21 protein-coding genes and 1 pseudogene are annotated in these 24,606 nt (G+C 74.8%); 13 read left to right on the forward strand and 9 right to left on the reverse strand.

Annotated elements, in window-relative coordinates; genetic code table 11:
* Window positions 1-448 (forward strand): PepSY domain-containing protein (locus ABZS66_RS46600; RefSeq protein ID WP_354769477.1); only part of this gene is annotated, 448 nt, incomplete at its 5' end.
* An 18-nt stretch (window positions 449-466) separates the two neighbouring features.
* On the opposite strand, the gene ABZS66_RS46605 is transcribed toward ABZS66_RS46600, so the two are convergent.
* Complete coding sequence (locus tag ABZS66_RS46605; RefSeq protein WP_354769478.1) at window positions 467-1,021, reverse strand: copper resistance CopC family protein; 555 nt, start codon at window positions 1,019-1,021, stop codon at window positions 467-469.
* 126 nt (window positions 1,022-1,147) lie between these two features.
* Between ABZS66_RS46605 and ABZS66_RS46610 the strand changes: the two genes are divergently transcribed.
* The 3 genes and pseudogenes from ABZS66_RS46610 to ABZS66_RS46620 all read left to right on the forward strand — a co-directional run bounded on the left by ABZS66_RS46610 (window position 1,148) and on the right by ABZS66_RS46620 (window position 5,197).
* Complete coding sequence (locus ABZS66_RS46610) at window positions 1,148-1,675, forward strand: copper chaperone PCu(A)C (RefSeq protein ID WP_354769479.1); 528 nt, start codon at window positions 1,148-1,150, stop codon at window positions 1,673-1,675.
* 25 nt (window positions 1,676-1,700) lie between these two features.
* A pseudogene (locus ABZS66_RS46615) lies at window positions 1,701-2,285 on the forward strand (Dyp-type peroxidase domain-containing protein); the annotation flags it as partial.
* A gap of 1,076 nt (window positions 2,286-3,361) precedes the next feature.
* On the forward strand, window positions 3,362-5,197 hold the full coding sequence (locus ABZS66_RS46620; protein ID WP_354769480.1) for a glycoside hydrolase family 9 protein: 1,836 nt from the start codon (window positions 3,362-3,364) through the stop codon (window positions 5,195-5,197).
* Between the two features lie 87 nt (window positions 5,198-5,284).
* On the opposite strand, the gene ABZS66_RS46625 is transcribed toward ABZS66_RS46620, so the two are convergent.
* From ABZS66_RS46625 to ABZS66_RS46635, 3 genes are all read right to left on the reverse strand, one after another.
* Complete coding sequence (locus ABZS66_RS46625; protein ID WP_354769481.1) at window positions 5,285-6,553, reverse strand: Ig-like domain-containing protein; 1,269 nt, start codon at window positions 6,551-6,553, stop codon at window positions 5,285-5,287.
* A gap of 28 nt (window positions 6,554-6,581) precedes the next feature.
* Window positions 6,582-7,229: a sporulation protein gene (locus ABZS66_RS46630; RefSeq protein ID WP_354769482.1), complete on the reverse strand. Its 648-nt coding sequence runs from the start codon at window positions 7,227-7,229 to the stop codon at window positions 6,582-6,584.
* Window positions 7,230-7,293: 64 nt separating this feature from the next.
* Window positions 7,294-7,959: an NUDIX domain-containing protein gene (locus ABZS66_RS46635; RefSeq protein WP_354769483.1), complete on the reverse strand. Its 666-nt coding sequence runs from the start codon at window positions 7,957-7,959 to the stop codon at window positions 7,294-7,296.
* A gap of 77 nt (window positions 7,960-8,036) precedes the next feature.
* On the opposite strand from ABZS66_RS46635, the gene ABZS66_RS46640 reads away from it, so the two are divergent.
* From ABZS66_RS46640 to ABZS66_RS46665, 6 genes are all read left to right on the forward strand, one after another.
* Entirely contained in the window at window positions 8,037-9,095 is a 1,059-nt protein-coding gene (locus tag ABZS66_RS46640) for an SPFH domain-containing protein (RefSeq protein WP_354769484.1), read from the forward strand.
* On the forward strand, window positions 9,092-9,982 hold the full coding sequence (locus ABZS66_RS46645) for a hypothetical protein (protein ID WP_354769485.1): 891 nt from the start codon (window positions 9,092-9,094) through the stop codon (window positions 9,980-9,982). Before ABZS66_RS46640 ends, ABZS66_RS46645 begins: the two co-directional genes overlap by 4 nt.
* Window positions 9,983-10,048: 66 nt before the next feature.
* Entirely contained in the window at window positions 10,049-11,449 is a 1,401-nt protein-coding gene (locus ABZS66_RS46650; RefSeq protein WP_354769486.1) for a cytochrome ubiquinol oxidase subunit I, read from the forward strand.
* A 13-nt stretch (window positions 11,450-11,462) separates the two neighbouring features.
* Window positions 11,463-12,467 (forward strand): cytochrome d ubiquinol oxidase subunit II, encoded by a 1,005-nt coding sequence (cydB, locus tag ABZS66_RS46655; protein ID WP_354769487.1) that lies wholly within the window; start codon window positions 11,463-11,465, stop codon window positions 12,465-12,467.
* Complete coding sequence (gene cydD, locus ABZS66_RS46660; RefSeq protein WP_354769488.1) at window positions 12,464-14,359, forward strand: thiol reductant ABC exporter subunit CydD; 1,896 nt, start codon at window positions 12,464-12,466, stop codon at window positions 14,357-14,359. Before cydB ends, cydD begins: the two co-directional genes overlap by 4 nt.
* A gap of 335 nt (window positions 14,360-14,694) precedes the next feature.
* Entirely contained in the window at window positions 14,695-16,692 is a 1,998-nt protein-coding gene (locus tag ABZS66_RS46665; RefSeq protein WP_354769489.1) for an ATP-binding cassette domain-containing protein, read from the forward strand.
* A 159-nt stretch (window positions 16,693-16,851) separates the two neighbouring features.
* On the opposite strand, the gene ABZS66_RS46670 is transcribed toward ABZS66_RS46665, so the two are convergent.
* Both ABZS66_RS46670 and ABZS66_RS46675 read right to left on the reverse strand, forming a co-directional pair.
* A complete protein-coding gene (locus ABZS66_RS46670) occupies window positions 16,852-18,519 on the reverse strand; it encodes a GAF domain-containing sensor histidine kinase (protein WP_354769494.1) in 1,668 nt (555 codons plus the stop codon).
* Between the two features lie 48 nt (window positions 18,520-18,567).
* Window positions 18,568-19,209, reverse strand: a complete 642-nt coding sequence (locus tag ABZS66_RS46675; RefSeq protein WP_238019741.1) for a response regulator transcription factor — start codon at window positions 19,207-19,209, stop codon at window positions 18,568-18,570.
* Between the two features lie 227 nt (window positions 19,210-19,436).
* Between ABZS66_RS46675 and ABZS66_RS46680 the strand changes: the two genes are divergently transcribed.
* The 3 genes from ABZS66_RS46680 (at window position 19,437) to ABZS66_RS46690 (ending at window position 21,749) form a co-directional block, all read left to right on the forward strand.
* Window positions 19,437-20,459 carry a nitroreductase gene (locus ABZS66_RS46680; protein ID WP_354769490.1) on the forward strand — a complete coding sequence of 341 codons (1,023 nt, stop codon included), beginning with the start codon at window positions 19,437-19,439 and terminating at the stop codon, window positions 20,457-20,459.
* A 37-nt stretch (window positions 20,460-20,496) separates the two neighbouring features.
* A complete protein-coding gene (locus ABZS66_RS46685; protein WP_354769495.1) occupies window positions 20,497-21,489 on the forward strand; it encodes a zinc-binding alcohol dehydrogenase family protein in 993 nt (330 codons plus the stop codon).
* A gap of 68 nt (window positions 21,490-21,557) precedes the next feature.
* Window positions 21,558-21,749 carry a DUF1918 domain-containing protein gene (locus tag ABZS66_RS46690; protein WP_354769491.1) on the forward strand — a complete coding sequence of 64 codons (192 nt, stop codon included), beginning with the start codon at window positions 21,558-21,560 and terminating at the stop codon, window positions 21,747-21,749.
* A 24-nt stretch (window positions 21,750-21,773) separates the two neighbouring features.
* Here the strand turns inward: ABZS66_RS46690 and ABZS66_RS46695 are convergent, their stop codons facing one another.
* From ABZS66_RS46695 to ABZS66_RS46705, 3 genes are read right to left on the reverse strand one after another with little or no spacing between them, the layout of a single operon-like run.
* A complete protein-coding gene (locus ABZS66_RS46695) occupies window positions 21,774-22,922 on the reverse strand; it encodes a DUF6596 domain-containing protein (protein ID WP_354769496.1) in 1,149 nt (382 codons plus the stop codon).
* A gap of 47 nt (window positions 22,923-22,969) precedes the next feature.
* On the reverse strand, window positions 22,970-23,305 hold the full coding sequence (locus ABZS66_RS46700) for a YciI family protein (RefSeq protein WP_354769492.1): 336 nt from the start codon (window positions 23,303-23,305) through the stop codon (window positions 22,970-22,972).
* Window positions 23,306-23,319: 14 nt separating this feature from the next.
* A complete protein-coding gene (locus ABZS66_RS46705) occupies window positions 23,320-23,940 on the reverse strand; it encodes a dihydrofolate reductase family protein (protein WP_354769493.1) in 621 nt (206 codons plus the stop codon).
* Window positions 23,941-24,606: the final 666 nt, after the last annotated feature.

Consider the following 24,606-nt stretch of genomic DNA (forward strand, 5'->3'; position numbering starts at 1 on the left):
GTCGGCGAGCAGCGACATCGAGCCGGTGCACCAGCGGTACTGCTGGTTGGCGAAGGGCGCGGGCACCGTCACCGCCCGCTCCGACTTCGCCGACTGGCCGTTCCCGGCCAAGCTGAGCAGCTGGGGCATCCAGGCCCACATGGGCTACCTGTTCGGCGTGGTCAACCAGCTGCTGCTCGCCGCCCTCGCGCTCGGGCTGCTCTGCGTCGTCGTCTGGGGCTACCGCATGTGGTGGCAGCGTCGCCCCACCCGAGCGCTCGCCGGTCCGCCACCGGCCCGTGGCGCCTGGCGCCGGGTGCGCCTGCCCCTGCTGATCGCTGGCATCGTGGTGACCGCCGCGATCGGCTGGGCCCTGCCGGTCTTCGGCGTCACCCTGCTCGGATTCCTAGTCCTGGACGTGATTCTGGGTCTGGTACGGCGGCTGCGGCGCACACCGGCGGCGACCTGACCGTTTGCGGGCATACGGTCAGCCGGTTGCGCTCCGGCGGCGCCACCACACGGCGCCGCCGGCCAGCACCAGCACCACCGCCACCCCGCCGAGCACCAGCCACACGACACCGCTCCTGCCGCTGTCGTCGTCGCCGGACGCCGGGTCGGCGGCCACCGTCGCCGGAGCGCTCGTCGGCGTCGGCGACGGTGCGCCGCTCGTCGGGGCGGCGGCGCTGGTGAACGTGAACTGGCCCTCGATCGGGTGCCCGTCGACGGAGACCGTGCGCCACGCCACCCGCACCGCGCCGTTGGGCAGCGGCTTCACCGGCTGCGTCAGCGTCTTGTCGACCGACGTCGGCGCACCGTCGCTGTAGGACGCGCCGTCGGCGCCGGTCACGACCACGGTACTGAACTGCTGCTTCACCATCTCGTTGAAGGTGAACGTCACCGCCGCCAGCGGCGCGCCGACCGTCGCGCCGTCGGCGGGGTCGGTCGTGAGCAGCTTGGCGTGCGCCCACGCCGGCTGCGCCGGCACGAGCAGGACGAGCAGGCCGGCCACGATGGCGGCCAGCGTCGCGCGGATGAGTCGCATGGGCTCCATCCTGACCGGCGCGTGCGGACGCGGAACCATCGGGGTACACCGGAAAAAGCTGGGAACTCGATGGGCATGTGCGGCGACTATCTGCCGACGAACGCCACCCACCGTGAAGGATGTCCGATGTCGTTGCGCCACCGCAGCCTGCTGGTCACCGCCGGCGCGATCCTCACCCTCGCCCTGGCTGCCTGCGGATCGTCGGAGTCGCCGGGCACCGCGCCCACCAGCGCCCAGCCCGCCCTGGTGGTGAAGGACCCCTGGGTCAAAACGGCCCAGTCCGGCATGTCCGCCGCCTACGGCACGCTGCTGAACACCACCGGCACGGACATCGTCGTCGTCTCGGCCACCTCCAGCGCGTCACCGAAGGTGGAGCTGCACGAAACGACCACAGTGGACGGCAAGATGGCGATGCGGCCCAAGGAGGGCGGGTTCGTCATCCCCGCCAACAGCAGCCACGAGTTCAAGCCCGGCGGCGACCACTTCATGCTCATGGACGTCACCACCCCGGTGCGGCCCGGCGACCAGATCACCGTGACGCTCACCCTCAAGGACGGCGGCACGGTCCAGTTCACCGCGCTGGGCAAGGACTTCGCCGGCGGCAACGAGTCGTACCACCCCGGGCAGTCCGCGAGCCCGATGGTGATGGGCTGACGTGACCGAACGCGACGCCGCGCCGATGCGCCGCCGGACGCTGCTGGCCGGCGGCGCGCTCACCGCCACCGGCGCGATCGCCGGAGCCATCGCCGTCGGCGGCTCCCGCCGCACGGCGCGGCCCCGCCCGGACCCGGAACTGTCCGAAGTGGACTACGGCGCGCAGGTGGTGCCGTTCCACGGCCCGCACCAGGCCGGCATCGAGACCCCCGCCCAGGCCCACGCCGTGTTCCTGGCCCTCGGTCTGAAGGCCGGCGTCGACCGCGCCGCCCTCGGGCGGCTGATGCGGCTGCTCACCGACGACGCCGCCCGGCTCACCCAGGGCACGCCACCGCTTGCCGACGGCCAGCCGGAGCTGGCGCTCGTCCCGGCCCGGCTCACCGTCACGTTCGGCTTCGGCCCGGCGCTGTTCGACGCCGCCGGCCTCACCGCGCGGCGCCCGGCGACGCTCCAGCCGTTGCCGGCCTTCGCCATCGACCGGCTGCAGGACCGGTGGAGCGGCGGCGACCTGCTCATCCAGATCTGCGCCGACGACCCCGTCACGGTCTCCCACGCCCAGCGGATGCTCGTCAAGGACAGCCGCGCCTTCGCCTCGGTCCGCTGGGTGAGGTCGCCCTCATCCGGCGTGCGCGGCTGCGACGGCTGCCCGGCGAAGCTGCTCGGCTCCGACGACGGCGGCCGCACCTGGACCGTGCGCCAGGAGGACTTCGGCGACGGCCGGGTCGACGCGCCCGCCCCCGGCGTGCTGATGCGCACCACCCAGACGCCGGGCGACGAGACCGGGCAGAGCGGCCCGAAGGTCGTCTGGCACAACCACGTCAGCCTCGACGGCGGCCGCACGTGGCGGGAGCTGGTCGTCGTCGCCGAGGAGGTCTCGACAGTACCGCCGGAGGGCTGGCTGCAGTGCGCGCCACCGGCGCGGCTGGAGGACCGGTGCCGGCTGCTCGCCGTCGACCCGGTGGCCGGGCGGATGGCGCCCCTCGCGAGCCAGCCGGACCTGTCGGTGCGCGCGACGTCGGAGCGGCCGGCATCGCCCGGCATGTGGGTCACCGGCTTCGCGTCCGGCCGCAGCCCGGCCGTCGCCTTCACCCCGGACCGGGGCCGCACCTGGCGGGTGCACGCGTTCGACCTGCCGGACGTGATCGACGTGGCGGTGGCGGCGTCGGCGGACGGCCGCACGGGGTACGCCGTGCTCTCCACCCGCGTCGAGGACACCGACCCGGCGGCGACCACGTCCGGCCCGCTCGGCGTCCAGGTCCAGCAGACCACCGACGGCGGCGCGACCTGGCGGCCGGTCGACCCCGGCCACTCGCTGCCGATCGGCGAGGGCTACTACGTCAACGAGGACACGTACGTCGCCGCCGACGGCAGCCACGTGGTGCTCATCCGCGACGACCGGGAGCCTCGCTGGTACCAGAGCTCCGACCAGGGCCGGCACTACCGCAAGGAACGCCCGGACGGTCTGCCCGGACGCCCCACGGTGCCCGGCATGAGCACCCAGGTCCGTTCCGCGGTGCCGGGCGTGTACCTGACCTTCGACAGCGACGCGGTGTACCGCTCCGAGGACGGCCGCCGCTGGACCCGCGTCCCGGTGCCGGCCGACCGCTGACCCCCAGCACCTTGACTGGATCTCCAGGTAACTGGTAGACAGTCTTCCAATTCGACGTCGATCGCTGCGAGGTTGCCGTGGTCCGGGTGGTCGTCAGCGTGCTCGTGCTGCTCGCCGTGGTCGGGGTGCCGTCCGGCGCCGTGGCCGCGCCGCCGGGTGACCCGGCGGTCATCCGGGTCGACCAGGTCGGGTACGGGTCCGCCGAGGCCAAGCGGGCCTACCTGCTCGCGCCGCGGGCACTGCCCGCCTCGGCGACCTTCAGCGTGCGGGACGCGCGCGGGCGGACCGTCCTCAGCGGACGGGTCGGGAGCGGCGCCGGGGGCTGGAACGACCGGTACCGGGCCGTCCACGTGCTCGACCTCAGCGCGGTGCGGGCCGCCGGGACGTACACCGTACGGGCCGGTGGGGCCGTGTCGCCCGCGTTCCGGGTCGCACCGGCGCACCAGCTGTTCGCGCCGCTCGCCGACGACGCGCTCGCGTTCTTCGCCGTGCAGCGCGACGGGGCCCACGTCGTCCCGGGAGCGCTGCACCGGCGGGCCGCGCACCTCGCCGACCGCAGCGCGACCGTGTACGACGTGCCGCAGTTCACCGGGGACGGGGGCGACGAGCTCGCGGCGCCGCTGCGGGCCATCGGCGGGCCGGTCGACGTCGAAGGCGGCTGGTTCGACGCCGGGGACTTCGTGAAGTTCACGCACACCACCGCGTACTCGGTGGCCGCGCTGCTCGTCGCCGGGCGGGCCGGGGACGAGACCGAGCACGGGCTGCGCTGGCTGGACAAGATGTGGGACGCCGAGCGTGGGGTGCTCTACGCGCAGGTCGGCATCGGCACCGGCAGCGAGGAGCTCGGGCTGCTCGGCGACCACGACGTGTGGCGGCTCCCCGAGGACGACGACGCGCGGCGGACCGGGCCCGGCGACGACGAGTTCTTCCTGAAGTACCGCCCCGTCTTCATCGCCGGCGCGGTCACGCCGAACCTGGCCGGGCGGGTCTGCGCCGCGTTCGCGCTCGGCGCACAGGCGGCGCTGCGCCGCGGCGACCGGGCGGCGGCGCGGCACTGGTTCGCCGAGGCGGCGTCGGTGTACGCGGCCGCCCGCACGACCGACGTCGGCGAGCTGGTCACGGCGTACCCCCACGCGTACTACCCCGAGGACTCGTGGGCCGACGACATGGAGTACGGCGCCGTGGAGCTGGCGCGGGCCGCGCGGCAGCTCGGCGACGGGCGGGCCGGCGGCTGGCTGCGGGACGCGACCCGGTGGGCGGACGTGTACCTCGGCTCGGACAGCCGCGACACGCTGAACCTGTACGACACGAGCGCGATCGCGCACGCCGAGCTGATCGCCGCGCTGCGGCCCGGCGACGCCACCCGTGGACGGCTCGTCGCCGACCTGCGCCGGCAGCTCGACGCGGGCGTGGCCGCGGCCGCCGGGAACGTGCTCGGCCACGCCGCGGACGTCGCCGACTTCGACGCCGCGTCGCGCAGCTTCGGGTTCGCCGCGACCGCCCAGCTGTACCGCGCCGTGACGGGCGACCGGCGGTACGACACCTTCGGCACCGCACAGCGCAACTTCGCGCTCGGCGTGAACGGGTGGGGCGTGTCGCTGATGATCGGCGCGGGCACCGAGTTCGCGCACTGCCCCCAGCACCAGGTGGCCAACCTGTCGGGATCGCTCACCGGCGGCCGCCCGATCATCCGCGGCGCCGTCGTCAACGGCCCGAACGGCGCCGACAACTTCACCGACCTCGGCATCCCGGACGGGGCCCGGGCCTGCCCGGCGGACGGCGCGAACCGCTTCGCCGCCTTCGACCGGGCCGACGCCCGCTTCCTCGACGACGTGCGCGCCTGGCCGAGCGTCGAGCCGGCCCTGGACTTCACCGCGACCGCCGCGCTGGCGCTCTCCCTCACCGCGGCCTGAGGGCGGGACACCCGGAGCAGGGACCGGAGCAGGGACCGGAGCAGGGAAAGGCCCGGGGCAGGCGCTGCTGCCCCGGGCCGGCTCCGGTCAGGACGCGGACGGCGCCGCGGACGGTGACGCCGACGGCGAGGCCGCGGGCGGGGTGTAGGGGACGGCGCTGCCCTTGACGTACTGGTCCCAGCTGATGTCCCAGTCGGTCCAGCCGTTGCCCCACTTCACGTGCTCCTCGGTGTTCCGGATGATCACCGGGTCGCCGATGAGGGTGTTCTTCCACAGCCACTCCGCGTTCACCGCGGACAGGTTGGTGCAGCCGTGCGACACGTTGCGCTTGCCCTGGTCCTTCTCCGACCACGGGGCCGAGTGGAGGTACTCGCCGTCCCAGGTCAGGCGCTGCGGCCAGTACACCTTGGTGCGGTAGCCGTCGGCGGAGTCGTTCGGGACGCCGAAGGACGCGGAGTCGAACCACTCCCACTCGTTCTTGATCATGACCATGAAGTGGCCGCTCGCGGACGGGCTGGAGGGCTTGCCGAGGCTGACCGGGCAGGTGCGGATGACCGTGCCGTCCTGGGTCACGGTCAGCTGGTGGGTCTTGTTCTCGACCTCCATGAGGAACTTGCGCCCCACGGTGGCCTCGAACGTGACGTCGCGTTCCCCGTACCACTTCCCGCCGACCGGCAGGCCGCCGGTCGCGGTGCGCACGGTGAGCTTGGTGCCCGGCTGCCAGTACTCCTTGGGCCGGAAGTGCACCTCCTTGGCGTTGAACCAGTGCCAGACGCCCTCCTGCGCGGGGCTGCTGACGACGGTGAGGCGCTGCTGGACCGCGGCGCGCTGGTCCTTCGCGACGTCGACGCCGAAGTTGATGATGACCGGCATCGCCACGCCGACCGTCTGGCCGTTGGCGATGATGCTCGACACCTTGGCCAGGCTGCCGGGCTTCTTCATCGTGGTGAACGCCGCCGTGGCGGTGACCGCCTGGCCGTCGTTGCCGGTGACCGTGACCCGGGCCTCGTAGGCGGTGGCGTACTTCAGCTGCTGGCCCGGGATCCACTGCCCGGCGACCTGGTGCGGAACCCCCGGCACCTGGGCCCCGGCCGCGTCGACGAAGACCACCTCGGTCTTCGCGGCGTTGGTGGCGGTCACCGCGACCTCGATCGCGGTGTGCACGTTGGCGGCGCCCGCGGCCGGCGCGGTGATCTGCGCGGTGGCCGGCGGGATCGGCGAGGAGCTGGGAGACGCGCCCGAGGTGGCGCCGGGCTTGGCGTCGCCGGGCTTGGTGGTGCACGCGGCGAGCACCGAGGCCCCCGCGACCAGGAACAGGGACCGGCGGGTGGTGCCGCGCGGGACGACGGACGTCATTCGGGATGCCTTCTGGACTCGGCCGGGATCACGTTGGTAAGACGGGGTGAAGGTGGTCGCCGGTTGCGTCACGATCTGGTATCGGCAGCCAGCCTCGCAGCGTCCCGAGCGGGTCGGATCCCGCGCGGACCGCGAACGTCAGCGTAGCGCCGCCGAGCCGCGCGACCACGTCGAGTGCGACCGGGCCGGCGACGGTCACCACGCGCAGCTCGGCCCCGGCGCCCGAGCGGAACGTGAATTCCTGGTGGAACGGTACCGCGCGGAGCACCCCGGGCAGCGGGCCGGTCTCCAGGGACGCGTCGACGAGCCGGAACCCGAGCCGCCGCACGGCGTCGAGCACGCGCTGGTGCCCCAGCAGCGGGTGGACGTCCATCGGCTCGGTCACCGACTCGCCGTACGCCGTCGTGCGCAGCAGCACCGAGACCGCCGGGATCGGCCGGGTCAGCGGCGTCTCCCACGGCAGCGGCAGCAGGAACGGCACCGAGCGGGCCCGGCCGGCCGGCACCGGCGACACGACCGTGACCCGGTGCTTGATCACGGCGACGCCGGAGCGCGTCTCGACGCTCAGCGTGACCTCGCCGGGCGGCAGCGCCACGGCGCCGGCGCGCACGTGCACCTCGCCGGGGACCAGGGTGCCGGGCCGGACGACCGGCTCACGCAGCTCGGCACGTATCATCACGGGACAGTAGCACGTGCCACTGTACGGTTCACGCAACTCGCGACCGCCTCGGGCAGGTCGTTCATCGCGACCGCAGCAGCGGCGGGTAGAGGACGGTGGCCGCGCCGCGGGTGTAGAGCTGGGCCGGCCGGCCGCGCTCGCCGGCGGTGGACCGGCCGGTGGGCTCGACGAAGCCCTCGGTCGACGTCGCCTTGCGGTGGAAGTTGCGCGGGTCGAGCCGGGTGTCCCAGACCGCCTCGTACACCTGGCGCAGCTCGGCGATCGTGAACTCCGGCGGGCAGAAGGCGGCGCCGAGCGGGGTGTACTCCAGCTTGGCCCGGGCCCGCTCGACGCCGTCGGCGAGGATGCGGGCGTGGTCGAACGCGAGGGCCGGCAGCGCGGCGACCGGCACCCACCCGGCCCCGGCGGCGTCGCTGCCGGCGGTCGGCGCCGGGGCGTCGGGCAGCAGCGCGAGGTACGCCACCGTGACCACCCGGCCGCGCGGGTCCCGGCCCGGCGTGCCGTAGCTGGCCAGCTGCTCCAGGTGGCCGGGCGCGGCGATGCCAGCCTCCTCGGCCAGCTCGCGGGCGGCGGCCGCGTCCAGGTCCTCCTCCGGCAGCACGAAGCCACCAGGCAGCGCCGACGCCCCGCGGTACGGCGGGATCGCACGCTTGATGAGCAGCGCGCTCAGGGCGCCGTCGCGGATGGTGAGCAGCACCAGGTCGACGGTGACGGCGAACGATGTCATGTATTTATCACCACGTTGACGAGAAAGGGCTCGGGCGAATATCGTCAGTCTGACGATAACTTACCGGGAGGTCCACCATGGCGGACGTGACTCGCCGCTTCTTCCTGCGCCACCTGCGCGGGGCGCCGACCAGCTGGGTGCGCCACCACGTCCGGGGGCGGGTCCGGCACGAGGGCATCGGCCAGTCGTTCTGGTACCGCCCGCTGACCGCCGTGCTGTCCGAGGTGCCCGTCGACGACCGCGAGCTGCCGCTGCTGTTCCACGCGCGGACCAGCGACTTCGCCGACGTCACCGTCCAGGCCACCGTCACCTACCGGATCAGCGCCCCGGCGACCGCCGCCGAACGCCTCGACTTCTCCGTCGACCCCGGCAACGGCCAGTGGCGCGGCCAGCCGCTCGACCAGGTCGCCACGCTCCTGGCCGAGCTGGCCCAGCAGCCGGCCCTGGACCTGCTGGCCCGCCTGGCGCTCACCGAGGCGCTCACGGCCGGCATCGCCCCGGTCCGCGAGGCGGTCACCGCGGCGCTCGGCGGCGACCCGCGGCTGGCCGACACCGGCGTCAGCGTGGTCAGTGCCCGGGTCGTGGCGATCCGGCCCGAGCCCGACCTGGAGCGGGCGCTGCAGACCCCGACGCGGGAGGCGGTGCAGGAGAACGCCGACCGGGCGACGTACAGCCGGCGGGCCCGCGCGGTCGAGCAGGAGCGGGCGATCGCCGAGAACGAGCTGCAGAACAAGATCGAGCTGGCCCGGCGCGAGCAGCAGCTCGTCGAGCAGCACGGCGCCAACTCCCGGCGCAAGGCCGAGCTCGACGCGTCCGCCGCGCTCGTCGTCGCCCAGGCGACCGAGGAGCGCGCCCAGGTCGCCGCGGCCGGCGCGGCCGAGCGGGCCCGGATCTCGGCCGCGGCCGAGGCCGAGGCCGACCAGCTGCGCAGCGCGGCCCGCGCCGAGGGCGTCCGGGCCGTCGGCCTGGCCGAGGCGGAGGCCGAGGCGAGCCGCCTGGCCGCCTACCGCGACCTGCCGCCGGCCGTCCTGCAGGCCCTCGCCCTCAAGGAGCTGGCGGGCCAGCTGCCGGAGATCGGCCAGCTGACCGTGACCCCGGACGTGGTGACCGGGCTGCTCAACAAGCTGCGGTCATGAGCACGCTCGCGCCCCGGGTGGTGCTGGTGTCGCGGCGCAGCGAGCTCGACGAGCTGCTCGCGCGCCACGGCACCCGCGCCGCCGCGGCCTACTTCCTGCGCCAGCGGGGCCGCGACCTCGCCGAGGCCGAGGCCCGCCACCGGGCCCTGGAGGCCGCGCTCACCACGGTGGGCGCGGCCGTCCCGGCCGACTGGCGGCGGGGCCGGCTCGACCGCGAGGACCTGTCCCGGTTCCTGTTCGCCCCGGAGGACGTCGTCGTCGCCGTCGGGCAGGACGGGCTCGTCGCCAACGTGGCGAAGTACCTCGACGGCCAGCCCGTCCTCGGCGTCAACCCGGAGCCGGACCGCAACCCCGGCGTCCTGGTCCGCCACGCCCCGCCGGCGGCCGCGCGGCTGCTGCCCCGGATGTCCACTGTGGACGCCGAGCTGCGGACCATGGTGTCCGCCCGGCTCGACGACGGTCAGGAGCTGATCGGCCTCAACGAGGTGTACTTCGGGCACCCCACGCACCAGTCCGCGCGGTACACCATCTCCACCTCGGACGGCGGGCGCGAGCGGCACTCGTCCTCGGGCGTGGTGGTCGGCACCGGCACCGGCGCCACCGGCTGGTGCTCGTCGATCGCCCGCGAGCGCGCCGACGCCCCGGCGCGGCCCGCGCCCGGCGAGGAGGCCCTGACCTGGTTCGTGCGGGAGGCCTGGCCGTCGCCGGCGACCGGCGTCACCCTGACCGCCGGCCGGCTCGGCCCGCACGAGCGCCTGGAGCTGTCGAGCGAGAGCGAGCGCCTGGTGGTGTTCGCCGACGGGCTGGAGGCCGACCGCCTGGAACTCGCCTGGGGCCAGCGGGTGACGATCGGCGTCGCCGCCCGCAGGCTGCGGCTCGTGACGTAGAGCACGGGCCGGTTCGGGACCTTCGACCCTGACCGGTGGCGACGTTGGGCCGCGAGACTGCGGTACATGGACGCGCTCGATCTCGCCCGGTGGCAGTTCGCGGTCACCACGGTGTACCACTTCATCTTCGTCCCCATCACGATCGGCCTGTCCGCGCTCGTCGCCGGCCTGCAGACGGCGTGGGTGCGCACCGGGCGGCCGGAGTACCTGCGCGCCACCAAGTTCTGGGGCAAACTGTTCCTGATCAACTTCGCGATGGGCGTGGTCACCGGCATCGTGCAGGAGTTCCAGTTCGGCATGAACTGGAGCGCCTACTCCCGGTTCGTCGGCGACATCTTCGGCGCGCCCCTCGCCATCGAGGGGCTGCTCGCGTTCTTCCTGGAGTCGACGTTCCTCGGGCTGTGGATCTTCGGCTGGGACCGGCTGCCGAAGAAGGTGCACCTCGCCACGATCTGGCTCGCCTCGATCGGCACGATGCTGTCGGCCTACTTCATCCTGGCCGCGAACTCCTGGATGCAGCACCCGGTCGGCTACACCGTCAACGCCGAGCGCGGGCGGGCGGAGCTGACCGACATCGTCGCGGTACTGACGAACTCCACGGCCCTGGTGACCTTCCCGCACACCATCACCGCGTGCTTCCTCACCGCCGGCGCCCTCATGCTGGCCGTCGCCGCGTGGCACGTCCGCCGCGACCACCAGCCCGAGGTGTTCCGGCCGGCGCTGCGGCTCGGCGCCTGGGTCGTGCTCATCGCCGGCGTCGGGGTGCTCGTCACCGGCGACCTGCAGGCGCGGGTGATGACCGAGCAGCAGCCGATGAAGATGGCGGCGGCCGAGGCGCTCTACGACACGTCGCAGCCGGCGTCGTTCTCGATCTTCACGATCGGCTCGCTCGACGGGCGCTCGGAGCTGGCGTCGGTGCGGATCCCGTCGCTGCTGTCGTTCATGGCGACCGGCTCCCTGGACGGCTCGGTGGAGGGCATCAACGATCTGCAGGCTTCATATGCTGCTCAATACGGTGAGGGTGACTACGTGCCCTACGTGCCCGTCACCTACTGGTCGTTCCGGCTGATGATCGGGTTCGGGGCGCTCGCCATGGCGGTCGCGGCGGTGGCGCTGTGGGCCACGCGGCGCGGGCGGCGGCCGGCCGGGCGGTGGCTGTGGATCGCCGCCGTGTCCGCCGTGGCCATGCCGCTGCTGGCGAACTCCTTCGGCTGGATCTTCACCGAGGTCGGCCGGCAACCCTGGACGGTGTTCGGCCTGTTCAAGACCGACGAGAGCGTGTCGCCGTCGGTGTCCGCGTCACACGTGGCGACCTCGTTGATCGTCTTCACGCTGCTGTACGGCGGGCTGGCCGTCGTCGAGCTGATGCTCATGCTGCGCTACGCCCGGGCCGGCGCACCGGAAATTGTCGTACCCGAGTCGGAAGATGCTGCCGACGAGGACCGCCCGCTCACCTTCGCGTACTGAGAGGAGTGCTGTCATGGAGCTCACGACCGTCTGGTTCATCCTCATCGCCGTGCTCTGGGCGGGCTACTTCCTGCTGGAGGGCTTCGACTTCGGCGTCGGCATGCTGCTGCCGGTCCTCGGCCGCGGCGAGCGCGAGCGGCGCCTGCTCATCAACACCATCGGCCCGGTCTGGGACGGCAACGAGGTCTGGCTGCTCGTCGCCGGCGGCGCCACCTTCGCGGCGTTCCCGGAGTGGTATGCGACGCTGTTCTCCGGCTTCTACCTGCCGCTGCTGCTCATCCTCGTGGCGCTCATCGTGCGCGGCCTCGCATTCGAGTACCGGGGGAAGGTCGACAGTCCACAGTGGAGGAAGCGCTGGGACCTGGCGATCATCGCCGGCAGCTACGTGCCGGCGCTGCTGTGGGGCGTCGCCTTCGGCAACATCGTCCGCGGCGTGCCGATCAGCGCCGACCACGAGTATGTCGGCGGGTTCTTCAACCTGCTCAACCCCTACGCGCTGCTCGGCGGGCTGACCACGCTGTCGCTCTTCCTGCTGCACGGCGCCGTCTTCCTGGCCCTGAAGACCGACGGTGACGTGCGGGTGCGGGCCGGCCGGCTGGCCTACCGGCTGGGCTTCCCGGCGGTCGCGATCGCCGGCGGGTTCCTGCTGTGGACGCAGCTCACCCACGACGACGCGTGGGGCTGGGCGCTGTCCGGCGTCGCCGCCCTGGCCCTGGTCGGCGCGGTCGTCGCCGCCCGGGCCCGGCGCGAGGGCTGGGCGTTCCTGGCCACCGGCGCGACGCTGGTGGCCGCCGTCGCGGCGCTGTTCGTGACGCTGTTCCCCGACGTCATGCCGACCACCCTGGCCGGCGGCGACAGCCTCACCGTCACCAATGCGGCCTCCACGCCGTACACGCTGAAGGTCATGACCGGCGTCGCCGTCTGCTTCACCCCGATCGTGCTGCTGTACCAGTCGTGGACGTACTGGGTGTTCCGCAAGCGGCTGCGCGTCGAGCACATCCCGGTGCCGCACCCGTGAGGCCGCTCGATCCGCGGCTGCTGCGGTACGCGTCGGCGACCCGCGCCTACCTGGCGCTGTCGGTGGTCCTCGGCGTCGCGCTCGCCGCCCTCGTGGTCGCCCAGGCGACGCTGCTCGCCGACGGGATCGTCGCCGTGTATCTCGGCGGCGCCTCGCTCGCGGCGCTGACCCCGACGCTCGCCTGGCTGGCCGCGGTCGTCGCGGCCCGGGCCGCCGTCGCCTGGGCCCAGGAGGTGGCCGCGGCCCGCTCGGCGGCGGCGGTCAAGCGCCAGCTGCGGGCCCGGCTGTTCGCCCACGTCGTCGCGCTCGGCCCGGGCGCGCGGCGCAGCGGCGACGTCGTCACCCTGGCGACGCGGGGCCTGGACGCGCTCGACGCGTACTTCGCGCGGTACCTCCCGCAGCTCGTCCTCGCCACCCTCGTGCCGGTCATCGTCCTGGCCCGCATCGCCCCGGCCGACCTGGTGGCCGCCGGCACGATCGCCGTGACCCTGCCGCTCATCCCGGTCTTCATGATCCTCGTCGGCCGGCACACCGAGGCGGCCAACCGGCGCCAGTTCCGCCTGCTGGCCCGCCTCTCCCACCACTTCCTCGACGTCGTCGCCGGCCTGCCGACCCTGCGCGTCTTCGGCCGCGCCCGCCGCCAGGCCGCGATCGTCGCCGAGATCAGCACCCAGCAGCGCCGCGTCACGATGCGCACCCTGCGCGTCGCGTTCCTGTCGTCCCTCGTGCTCGAGCTGCTGGCCACGCTGTCCGTCGCCCTGGTCGCGGTCGGCATCGGCCTGCGCCTGGTCGACGGCGAGCTGTCCCTGGCCACCGCGCTGCTCGTGCTGATCCTCGCCCCCGAGGCGTATCTCCCGCTCCGCCAGGTGGGCGCCAACTACCACGCCAGCGCCGAGGGCCTGGCGGCGGCCACGGAGGCGTTCGAGCTGCTGGAGACCCCGCCGCCGGCTTCGGGCACGCCGCCGGTGGATGAGGGCGCCTCGGCCGCAGCGTCCACAGCCGCGGTGCTCGGGGCCCCGGTTTCGGGGGTCGCGGTTTCCGGGGGCGCGCCGGTCGGTGCTGTGGGCGTGATCCGCTTCGAGGGTGCGGTCGTGCGCCACGAGGGCCGCGCCGATCCGTCCCTGCCGTCGTTCACGGCCGAGGTGCGCCCGGGTGAGCTGGTCGCCCTGACCGGCCCGAGCGGCTGCGGCAAGTCCACGGCCCTGGCGGTCCTGCTGGGTTTCGCGCCGCTCGCCGAGGGCCGCGTCCTGGTCGGCGCCGCGCCCACGCCGGGCCGAGCTCCGGGCGGCGACCTGGACCCGGCCACGTGGGCGCCGCTCGCTTCGGGCGGTGGGCTGGACCCGGCCACGTGGGCGCCGCTCGCTTCGGGCGGTGGGCTGGACCCGGCCACGTGGGCGCCGCTCGCCTCGGGCGGCGGCACCGATCTGGCGACGCTGGACCTGACGGCGTGGCGGCGGCAGATCGCCTGGCTGCCCCAGCGGCCTTGGCTCGGCGCGGGCACGATCGCCGAGGCCATCCGCCTCGGCGCCCCGGACGCCCCGGACACGGCGGTCCGCGCCGCGGCGGCCCGGGCCGGAGCCCTGGGCTTCATCGAGGCCCTGCCGGCCGGCTTCGCGACGCTGCTCGGCGACGGCGGCGCGGGCCTGTCGGCCGGCCAGCGCCAGCGGGTGGCCCTGGCCCGCGTGTTCCTCCGCGACGCCCCGCTGGTCCTGCTCGACGAGCCCACGGCCGGCCTGGACGCCGAGACCGAGGCGTCGATCCTGTCCGCGATCCGCGCCCACGCCCAGGGTCGCACGGTCATCCTGGTCGCCCACCGCCCGTCCCTGGTCGCCCTCGCGGACCGCGAGATCGCCCTCCCCGCTCCCCGGACCCTGGCCACGGTGACCGCATGACCGCCCGCACCGTCCCACCACGCCTCCGCACGGCGCTGGTGACCGCCCGCTGGCTCGGCCCGGTACGGTCCCACCACCCGTCCCCGCCCCCCGTCCCCGACCGCCCGAAACCGCGCTCCCCACATCCGACCGCCACAGCTGCCGGGTCCGCACCGCACACCTTCGGCGCCGGCCGTGACGCCGCGCCGCACACCGCGGGTGCCGGCCGTGACCCCATGTCCGCACCCGCTCCTGGTCCGCACGCTGCGGCGGCCGGTGGCGACGACGTGCCTCCAGCTGTTCCGCCCGGTGGTTCCCGGCCTCCGGTCTCCGGGCGGTTCGGTTTGCTGCGGGCGGTGCGGCCGGCCGCCGGTGGGCTGGTGGTCGCGGTGCTCGCCGGGGTCGGGGCGGCCGGGGCGGGGGTCGGGCTCATGGCGACCTCGGCCTGGCTCATCTCGCGGGCGGCGCAGCACCCGCCGGTGCTGCACCTCATGGTCGCGATCGTCGCCGTGCGGGCGTTCGGGATCGGGCGGGGCGTGCTGCGGTACGTCGAACGGCTCACCGGCCACGACGCCGCGTTCCGGCTGCTCGGTGCGCTGCGGGTGCGGGCCTACCGGCGGCTCGAGCGGCTCGCGCCGGCCGGGCTCACCGGGTTCCGGCGCGGCGACCTCGTCGCCCGGCTCGTCGACGACGTCGAGTCGGTGCTCGACCTGGTCGTACGGGTCGTGCTGCCGATCGTGGTGGCCGCGGTGACCGCCCTCGGCACGGTGCTGCTCGTGGCCGCGCTGCTGCCCGCCGCCGCGCTGCCGCTCGCGGTTGCGCTGCTGGTGGCCGGCGTCGGCGTGCCGCTGCTGCAGTCCGCCGTCACCCGCCGCGCCGACGCCCGCCTCGCCCCGCTGCGCGGCGCGCTCGCCGCCGGCACCGTCGACCTGGTCCAGGGCCTGCCCGACTTGATCGCAAACGGCGCCGCCCCGGCCGCCCTGGCCCGCCTGGCCGAGACCGACCGCGCGCTGCTCACGGCGACCCGCCGCGCCAGCGCCACGACCGGCGTCTCGGCCGCGGTCACCGCACTGTGCACGGGCCTGGCGGTACTGTCCGGCCTCGCCGCCGGCGCCCTGGCCGTCCGCGCCGGCACCCTGCCGGGCGAGCTGCTCGCGGTCGTCGTCCTCACGCCTCTGGCCCTGTTCGAGACCGTGGCCGCCGTACCCCCGGCCGCCCAGCGCCTCGCCGCCGCCCGCGCGGCCCTGTCCCGCCTGACGGCCCTGTCGAAGGTCCCGGACCCGGCCCCCGACCCGGCCACCCCCGCGCCGGCCGGCCCTGCACCGAGCGCCGGCTCCGTCCCGGCGGCGCACCCCGCTCCGGCCGCCGTCGCCGCTCCGGCTACGGCTCCCGTCCCGGCCGGCCGCGCGCCGGCCGGCTCCGCCCCGGGCGCTGGCTCGGCGGCGGGCGCCGTTGCCGCTCCGGTCACCGTCGCCACTACGGTTGCGGCTCCCGACCCGGCTGGCCGCGCGGCAGTGGGCTCCGGTCTGGGTGCGGGCTCCGGCCCGGCAGCCGTGGGCCTCGCTCCCGCTGCCGGCGCGGGCTCGGGCTCGGGCGGGTCCCGCCCCGTGACGGCCGAGCCGGTCGTCGGTCGGCATGTGCCGACGCTGCGGATGGAAGATGTCGATGCCGGGTGGCCGGGTGGGCCTGTCGTGCTGCGCGGTGTGTCGCTGGAGCTTCCGGCCGGGCGGCGGGTGGCGCTCGTCGGGCCGAGCGGGGCCGGCAAGAGCACGATCGCGGCGCTGCTCGTGCGGTGGCTCGATCCCCGCGCCGGGCGGATCACGCTCGATGGGACCGATCTGCGGGAGCTGTGCGGGGACGACGTGCGGCGGGTGGTGGGGTGCCTCGACGACAGCGCGTACCTCTTCGACACCACGATCGAGGCGAACCTCCGCGTCGCCCGGCCCGAGGCGACCGCGGCGGAGCTCGACGTGGCGCTGGAGCGGGCCCGGCTGCTCGACTGGACCCGTACGCTGCCCGCCGGGCTCGCCACGCCCGTCGGTGAGCACGGGCTGGCCCTCTCCGGTGGGCAGCGCCGGCGGCTCGCCCTTGCCCGGCTGCTGCTCGCCGACTTCCCGATCGTCGTGCTCGACGAGCCGACCGAGCATCTCGACGAGCCGACAGCCGCCGCGCTGACCGGCGACCTGCTCGCCGCCACCCACGGGCGGACCGTCCTGCTCATCACGCACCGGGCGGTCGACCCGTCGACCGTTGACGAGATCCTCCACATCGAGGACGGCGTGCTCGCCGCGGCGCCACCGCCCGCCCAGCCGGCGCCCGCGGGCCGGTGGGCCGCCTCGGCCGTGGCGGGTTGAGCGGCGGGCCGACCCGTGTGAGGCCCTCGGGTCGCGGTGGCGCCATCCCGGTCGCGGTGGTCGGCCGCCGTGGTGGCGCCGTGCCAGGTCGTTCGGCGTTGCGGTGGCTGGCAGCTGCCGTGAACGCCGGCGGGTGGGGCGGGAACCCTCGCGGGCCGGTTAGAAGGGGACGTGCCAGGTCAGGCGGGTGCCCGCCGCCGCGGCGGGCTCCACCGTGCAGGTGCCGCCCAGGTCCTCGGCGCGGGCGCGCATGTTGCGCAGGCCGTTGCCCTCCGGGTTGGTGGCCGGGTCGCAGCCGCGGCCGTTGTCCTCGACCACCAGGGTCACGCCGCCCGAGCGGGTGTCGACCGTGACCCGGGTCGACGTCGCCTGGGCGTGCTTGGCGACGTTGCTCAGGGCCTCGCGGAGGACCGCCGGGAGGGCCTTGCGGACCGGGGTCGTGACCGCCGTGTCGATCGGGCCGTCCAGGCGCAGGTCGGGGCGGAAGCCCAGCGGGGCGCGGGCCTCGTCGACCAGGCGGCGCAGCTCGGCGCGCAGGCTGTCGCCGGGGACGGCGCGCAGCTCGAAGATGCTGCCGCGGATGTCGCGGATCGTCGCGTCCAGGTCGTCGACCACGCGATCGATGCGCTCCTGCTGCTCGGCACGGTTCGGGACGCGGGCCGCGCCCTGCAGCTGCATGCCCGCGGCGAACAGGCGCTGGATGACCACGTCGTGCAGGTCGCGGGCGATGCGCTCGCGGTCGCCGACCACGGCGAGCAGCTCGCGTTCGTCCTGGGAGCGGGCGCGTTCCAGGGCCAGGGCGGCCTGGCCGGCGAACGTCTCGACCAGGGCCACGTCGGGGTCCTCGGCGAACGTGACGCTGCCGGGGCGGTACGCCACCACGAGCGCACCCAGCGGGATGCCGCCCGCGGCGAGGGGCACGAGCAGCGCGGTGCCGGTGGAGAGCGGGACCGGCCAGGCGGCGGCGGTGGCCAGGTCCTCGACGACGGACAGGTGCCCGCTGAGCAGGACCGTCGCGAAGTCGCTGCGCTGCACGTCGATCGACGCGCCGACCAGGTCGGGGGCGCCGCCGACCGCGACCTCGATGCGCAGGTCGCCGGCCGTGTCGTCGTACAGCAGTACCATCGCCAGGTCGGCCTCCGCCACCTCGCGGGCGCGGGTCGCGACCAGCTCCAGGGCCTCGGTGCGGCGCACCTCGCCGAGCAGGACCGCGGTGATCTCCGCGGCGGCCTCGAGCCAGCGCTGGCGCCGGGCGGTCTGGGCGTAGAGGCGGGCGTTCTCGATCGCCGCGCCCGCGGCCACCGACAGCGCCACCACCAGGTCCTCGTCGTCCTGCGTGAACTGCTCCCCGCCGTGCTTCTCCGCGAGGTACAGGTTGCCGAAGACCTGGTCGCGGATGCGCACCGGGACGCCCAGGAAGCTGTGCATGGGCGGATGGTTGGGCGGGAACCCGTACGCGCGGGGGTGCCCCGTGATGTCCTCGAGCCGGATCGGCCGGGGCTCGTCGATGAGCACGCCGAGGACGCCGTGGCCGCGGGGCAGGTCGCCGATCGCGGCCCGCTCCTCGGCCGAGACCCCGTGGTTGATGAACTCGATGAGCATCCGGTTGGGGCCGATCACGCCGAGCGCACCGTACCGCGCGCCGGCCAGCCGGCAGGCCGCCTGCACGATGCGCTCCAGGGTGCTGTGCAGGTCGAGGTCGCCGCCGATGCCGACGACCGCGTCGAGCAGGTCGCGCAGCCGCTCGCGGCTGGTCATCACCTCGCGAACGCGGGTGAGCAGCTCCTGCAGCAGCGCGTCGAGGTCGACGCGGGACAGCGACGGCAGCGGCAGCGCCGGCTGCCAACGGGGATCTTCGGTGCCCACCCGGCGATTTTAGGCGGACGGCCGCCCGAGCAGTTTGGAGGCCAGCACCGCGGCCTGGGTGCGCCGCTCCAGGCCGAGCTTCGCCAGGACGCTCGACACGTAGTTCTTCACCGTCTTCTCGGCGAGGAACATCCGCTCGGCGATCTCCCGGTTGGTGAGGCCCTCGGCGACCAGCAGCAGGATGCGCCGCTCCTGCTCGGTGAGATTGCGCAGCTCGTCGGGCTGCTCCGGGCCCTTGCGGATGCGCTCCAGCACCCGGGCGGTGACGGCCGGGTCGAGCAGCGACTGCCCGGCCGCGACCCGCCGGACGGCGTCGACGAGGTCGGTGCCGCGGATCTGCTTGAGGACGTACCCCGAGGCGCCCGCCATGATCGACGCGAAGAGCGCCTCGTCGTCCTCGTACGAGGTCAGGATCAGCGCCCGGATCGACGGGTCGACCGAGCGGATGTCGCGGCACACGTCGACACCGCTGCCGTCGGGCAGCCGGCCGTCGAGCACGGCCACGTCGGGCCGCAGCGCGGGGATGCGGTGGGTCGCCTCGACCGCCGAGCCGGACTCGCCGACGACCTCGATGTCGCCCTCCCGCTCGAGCATTTCGCGCAGGCCGTAGCGGACCACCTCGTGGTCGTCGAGCAGATAAACCCGGATCATGTCCTATTTCTACCAAGTGGGAGGCCGAACGGCACAGGCCGAAGGTCCCGCGGCGAGGGGGCCGCCCGGACGAGAACCACGGAAGTAGCGTGGAAGACGGGAGAGCGGGGCGGGCGGGGCACCGGGCCGAAGGTCCCGGACGGACGGGGCCGGGGCCTCTGCGCAGCGAACGCCGCGGACGGCGATCGTGGGATGCGTACCACCGACAAGCCACCGAGGAGCCCATCATGGCTGCGATCCAGTTCACCGACCGCGGTACCGCATCGCGGGTCGACCCGGTCCGCCGGGTGCTGACCGCGGCCGTCCTCGCGGCGCTCGACGCGCCGTCGATGCTCAACACCCAGCCCTGGCAGTGGCGCATCGCCGGGGACCGGGCCGAGCTGCGCGCCGACCGGCGCCGCCAGCTGCCCGCGCTCGACCCCGACGGGCGGCTCATGACCCTCAGCTGCGGCGTGGCGCTGCACCACGCGCGGGTCGCGCTCGGCGCCGACGGTGCCGGCGTCGAGGTGACGCACCTGCCCGACGCGGACGAGCCCGACCTCCTCGCCGCGTTGCGGTACACCGGGAGGACCCCTCGCGACGGCAGCCTGGAGCGGCTCCGCCGGGCCATCTCGGTCCGCCGCGCCGACCGCCGGCCGTTCCTCGACGTGCCGGTGCCCGCCGCCGCGCTCGACCGGATGCGCGACGCGGCCGAGGCCGCCGGCGCGCACCTGCGGCTGGTCACCCCGGGCGAGCTCACCGCGGTGATCGTCGCGGCCGGCCACGCGGCCGACGTGGAGCGGGGCGACCCGGCGTACCGCGCCGACCTGACGGCCTGGGTGCACCCCGCCGACGGCTCGGGCACGGGCGTGCCGCCCGCGACGACCGAGCCCTCGGGCGCCCGGACCGTGCCGATCCGCAGCTTCACCGGCCGGGACACCGACGCAAGCGTCTACGACGCGCCGGAGGTCGCCGACCGGTTCGCGCGGTACGCCGTCATCGTCACCGACCACGACACGCCGCGGGACTGGCTGACCGCCGGCGAGACGCTCAGCGCGGTGCTGCTCACCGCGACCGCCGAGGGGCTGTCGACGTCGCCGATGAGCGACATGGTGGAGATCGTCGCGGCGCGGGAGACGCTGCGCCGGGCGATCGGCAACGTCGGGCACCCCGCGATCGTGGTGCGCATCGGCGTCCCGGGCCGCGGCGACACCGGTCCGCGCGCCCCGCGCCGCCCCGCCACCGACGCGGTGGAGATCGTCGAGGGATAGACCGCCCGGGGCCGGGCACAATGAGCCGGTGGCACGGATGATCGCATGGCAGGTGCACCGGCCGGGCCCGATCGGGACGGGGCCGCTGCGCCAGGTGACGATGCCGGTGCCGGAGCCCGGCCCGGGGGAGCTGCTGCTGCGGGTCGCCGCGTGCGGGGTGTGCCGCACCGACCTGCACCTCGCCGAGGGCGACCTGCCGCCGGTCCGGCCGGACACCGTGCCCGGCCACGAGATCGTCGGCGAGGTCGTCGACGCCGGCGTGGACGTGGCCGACTTCGCGACCGGCGACCGCGTCGGCGTCGCCTGGCTGCGGCACACCGACCAGACCTGCCGGTACTGCCGGGCGGGCGCGGAGAACCTCTGCCCGGCGTCGCGGTACACCGGCTGGCACGCGGACGGCGGGTACGCGCAGTACGCCGTCGCGCCCGCCGACTACGCCTACCAGCTGCCCGGCACCTACGACGACGTGCACGTGGCCCCGCTGCTGTGCGCGGGCATCATCGGCTACCGGGCGCTGCGCCGGGCCGACCTGCCGCCCGGCGGCCGGCTCGGCATCTACGGGTTCGGCGCCTCGGCCCACCTCGCCGCGCAGGTCGCCCTGGCCGAGGGCGCCACCGTCCACGTGGTCACCCGCGCGGCGGCCGCCCGGCAGCTGGCCCTCGACCTCGGCGCCGCCTCGGCCGCGGCGGACCGGCCGCCGGAGCCCCTCGACGCGGCGGTGCTCTTCGCCCCGGTGGGTTCGCTGGTACCAGTGGTGCTGTCGCACCTCGACCGCGGCGGGACGCTCGCGATCGCCGGCATCCACCTCACCGACATCCCGGTGCTCAACTACGAGGAGCACCTGTTCTACGAGCGCTCCCTGCGCAGCGTCACCGCCAACACCCGCGACGACGGCCGCGAGTTCCTCGCCTTCGCGCGGGACCACCCGCTGCGGGTGAGCGCCACGCCCCGCCCGCTCGCCGAGGCCGACGAGGCGCTCAGCGACCTGGCCGCCGATCGGGTGACCGGCGCGGCGGTCCTGGTCCCGTGAGCTTGACCTGGGCGGTTTTGCGACGTGCCATGGAAGGGACGGTCATCGGGAGCACGAGGGAGGAAGCCATGCGGGCGAACGTCGGAGACCGGCTGATTGTGGAGGGCGCCCACGTCGGGGAGGGCCGCCGGGAGGGCGTCATCACCGAGGTGCGGCACGACGACCACACCCCGCCGTACACCGTACGGTGGGAGGACGGCCACGAGGGACTGGTGGTCCCGGGCCCGGACGCCCGGATCCTGCCCGGCGCGGCTCGCTGAGGCGGGCGCGGCGCCGGCCCGGCCCTAGTCCAGCTCGCTGAGGCGGGCGTTGAGGAAGGCCTGTTCGGCGGCGTTGGCCGTGAGGTCGCGGGCCCGCCGGTACTCGCCGGCGGCCTCGGCGTCACGGCCCACCCGCCGCAGCAGGTCGGCGCGGACCGCGGGCAGGTAGTGGTACCGCAGCATCCGCTCGTCCCGGCGCAGCGGCTCGAGCTCGGCGAGGGCCTCCCGGGGCCCGCGGACCTCGGCGAGCGCCACCGCCCGGTTGAGCGCGACCACCGGCGACGGCCAGGCGTCCAGCAGGGCGTCGTAGAGCACGAGGATCTGCGGCCAGTCGGTGTCGGCCCAGGCCGGGGCGCTCGCGTGCAGGGTGGCGATCGCCGCCTGCAGCGCGAACCGCCCGGGCCGCCCGCCGCGCAGCGCGCCGACGACGAGCGTGTCGGCCTCGGCGATCGCCCGCCGGTCCCAGGCCGAGCGGTCCTGCTCCGACAGCCGCAGCAGGCGCCCGTCCGGGCCGGTCCGGGTGGCCCGCCGTGCGTGGTTGGCCAGCAGCAGCGCGAGCAGGCCGCGGACCTCCCGCTCGCGGGGCAGCAGCCGGTGCAGCAGCCGGGCGAGGTCCAGCGCCCGTCCGGCCAGGTCGTCGCGGGCCAGCACCGGCCCGTCCGGCGCGACGTGCCCCGTCGTGAAGAGGAGGTGTACCGCGGTCAGGGCCGCGTCGAGCCGCCCCGGCAGCTCGCCCGCCGGCGGCATCCGGAACGGGATCCGCGCCGCCGTGATCTTCTTCTTCGCCCGCGTGACGCGCGCCGCCATCGTCGCCTCGCCGACCAGGAACGCCTTGGCGATGTCGCCCGTCGGCACCCCGCACACCAGCCGCAGCACCAGCGCGACCTGCGCGTCCGGGCTCAGCGCCGGGTGGCAGCACAGGAAGATCAGCCGCAGCGGGTCGTCGCCCTCCGCGGACTCCGGCTCGACCAGCAGGTGCAGCTTGGCCCGCAGGGTCGCGGCCCGGCGCAGCGCGTCGAGCGCGTTGTGCCGGGCCGCCGTGACCAGCCACGCGCCCGGCCGCTCGGGCACGCCCCGGTGCGGCCAGTCGCGCAGCGCCGCGAGGTACGCGTCCTGGACACATTCCTCGGCGAGGTCGAGGTCGCGCGTGACGCGCACCGTCGCGGCGAGCACGGCGGCCCACTCGCGCCGGTGCGCGTCCTCGACGGCCTGCCGGACGGTCATTCCGTGAGCAGTGGTCGTACCTCGACCGCCCCGTCCATGATCGGCAGCAGCCGCCCGACGGCGACCGCCTGGTCGAGGTCGCTCGCCTCGATGACGAAGAACCCGGCGAGCACCTCCTTGCTCTCCAGGAACGGCCCGTCGGTGACCAGCCCGCCCTTGCGCACGGTCCGCGTCGTCCGGCTGGGCTGCAGCGCCTGCTCGTTGACGACCCGCACGCCCATGGCGGCGATCCGGTCCCCGGCGGCCAGGTTGGCCTCCATGACCTCCGGCGGGATGTCCACGACACCGCCGGGGAGCTCGGTCTCATAGATGAGGATGGCGTACTGCGGCATCCGCTGGTCCCCTCTCACCAGTTCCCGGTCTCGGGCCCCATCGCACCGTACTCGACGTCGCCGGCCTGCACGTACGTCACCGCGCTGACCCCGCTCGCGGTGACCGTGCTGTCCGCGACCCTCCACCGGCCGGGCACGGTACCGTCGCCGAAGAGCCGCTTCCCGCTCCCGAGCACGACGGGAAACGTGAAAAGGTGCAGCTCGTCGACCAGCCGGTGCCGCAGCAGCGTCTGCACGAACCCGCCGCTGCCGTGGACCTGCAGCTCGCCGGTCTCCTTGAGCGCGGTGACCTCGCCGACGACGTCGTCGCCGAGGAGCCGGGAGTTCTCCCACGCGACCTTGTCGAGCGTCCGCGAGGCCACATACTTGGGCATCCGGTTGAGCCGGCTCCCGACGGGATCGTCCTCACCGGCGAGCGGCCAGGTAGAGGCGAAGACGTCGTACGTCCGCCGCCCGAGCACCAGCCCGTCGGCCCGCCGCACCAACCCCTCGATGTGCGCGAGCAGCGGCTCGTCGAAGTGGGGGACGGCCCACCCGCCATGGCTGAACCCGTGCTCCCGATCCTCGTCGGCCCCACCGGGCCCTTGCACCACTCCGTCCAGCGTCATGAACGCCATCACGACCAGTTTCCCCACGACAAGACCTCCTGTAGCCCGAGCGCTTCCACTGCACCCGGCGAACAAGCCCCAGGAGATTTCGACACCCCCACCAAAATTTTCTTCTCAGGGCCCGACCACCGCCCGCTTCATGCCGATTTGTCACCCACCCTCTGGCCGAGAGGCGTTCCCTCCCATGATCGTGGGAAACATCTGGTCGCCCAGGCAGCCAAATGTTTCCCACGATCATGGATTCCAGGCCGTGGCGCGGGCAGCCGGCGCGGCGAGGTCGGCCGGTGGCCGGGGCGGCGAGGTCGGCCAGCCCAGGCCGCGCTAAGCCCGCCTCGCCGCACTCGTTCGCGATCTTGGAGTTGTGGTCCCGGCTTTATCAGCATTTACCGGACATGCCTGGGACCACAACTCCAAGATCGCGCGGCGGTGGATTGGTGGGTGGGGCTAGGGCAGGAGTCGGCGGACGGCGCAGACGCGGTGGCAGAGGTATCAACCTAGCTTCCTAGGACGTGTACCCGCCGTGTCGGCGGGCATGTTGGCTTGCACGGCGCGGCCGGGGGATGCGGCTGGGACCTGGGGCTTCGGTGTGCGGCAATGCGCGGCGGGGCAGGCCCGGCGGCGCGGCGGGGCAGGCCCGCCGGCGACGGGGCGCGATGGGGCCGGCGGCGCGGCGGGGCAGGCCCGGCGGCGACG

Source organism: Dactylosporangium sp. NPDC005572 (genome assembly GCF_040605515.1).
Classification (GTDB): Bacteria; Actinomycetota; Actinomycetes; order Mycobacteriales; family Micromonosporaceae; genus Dactylosporangium.

What these genes read in the sequence shown, in the direction of transcription:
- ABZS66_RS46625 (WP_354769481.1), bottom strand. Translation starts at nt 6,553, where the DNA reads ATGACGTCCGTCGTCCCGCGCGGCACCACCCGCCGGTCCCTGTTCCTG.
- cydB (WP_354769487.1), top strand. Translation starts at nt 11,463, where the DNA reads ATGGAGCTCACGACCGTCTGGTTCATCCTCATCGCCGTGCTCTGGGCG.
- ABZS66_RS46645 (WP_354769485.1), top strand. Translation starts at nt 9,092, where the DNA reads ATGAGCACGCTCGCGCCCCGGGTGGTGCTGGTGTCGCGGCGCAGCGAG.
- ABZS66_RS46635 (WP_354769483.1), bottom strand. Translation starts at nt 7,959, where the DNA reads ATGACATCGTTCGCCGTCACCGTCGACCTGGTGCTGCTCACCATCCGC.
- ABZS66_RS46685 (WP_354769495.1), top strand. Translation starts at nt 20,497, where the DNA reads ATGATCGCATGGCAGGTGCACCGGCCGGGCCCGATCGGGACGGGGCCG.
- ABZS66_RS46630 (WP_354769482.1), bottom strand. Translation starts at nt 7,229, where the DNA reads ATGATACGTGCCGAGCTGCGTGAGCCGGTCGTCCGGCCCGGCACCCTG.
- ABZS66_RS46675 (WP_238019741.1), bottom strand. Translation starts at nt 19,209, where the DNA reads ATGATCCGGGTTTATCTGCTCGACGACCACGAGGTGGTCCGCTACGGC.
- ABZS66_RS46610 (WP_354769479.1), top strand. Translation starts at nt 1,148, where the DNA reads ATGTCGTTGCGCCACCGCAGCCTGCTGGTCACCGCCGGCGCGATCCTC.
- ABZS66_RS46680 (WP_354769490.1), top strand. Translation starts at nt 19,437, where the DNA reads ATGGCTGCGATCCAGTTCACCGACCGCGGTACCGCATCGCGGGTCGAC.
- ABZS66_RS46700 (WP_354769492.1), bottom strand. Translation starts at nt 23,305, where the DNA reads ATGCCGCAGTACGCCATCCTCATCTATGAGACCGAGCTCCCCGGCGGT.
- ABZS66_RS46650 (WP_354769486.1), top strand. Translation starts at nt 10,049, where the DNA reads ATGGACGCGCTCGATCTCGCCCGGTGGCAGTTCGCGGTCACCACGGTG.
- ABZS66_RS46605 (WP_354769478.1), bottom strand. Translation starts at nt 1,021, where the DNA reads ATGCGACTCATCCGCGCGACGCTGGCCGCCATCGTGGCCGGCCTGCTC.
- ABZS66_RS46640 (WP_354769484.1), top strand. Translation starts at nt 8,037, where the DNA reads ATGGCGGACGTGACTCGCCGCTTCTTCCTGCGCCACCTGCGCGGGGCG.
- ABZS66_RS46690 (WP_354769491.1), top strand. Translation starts at nt 21,558, where the DNA reads ATGCGGGCGAACGTCGGAGACCGGCTGATTGTGGAGGGCGCCCACGTC.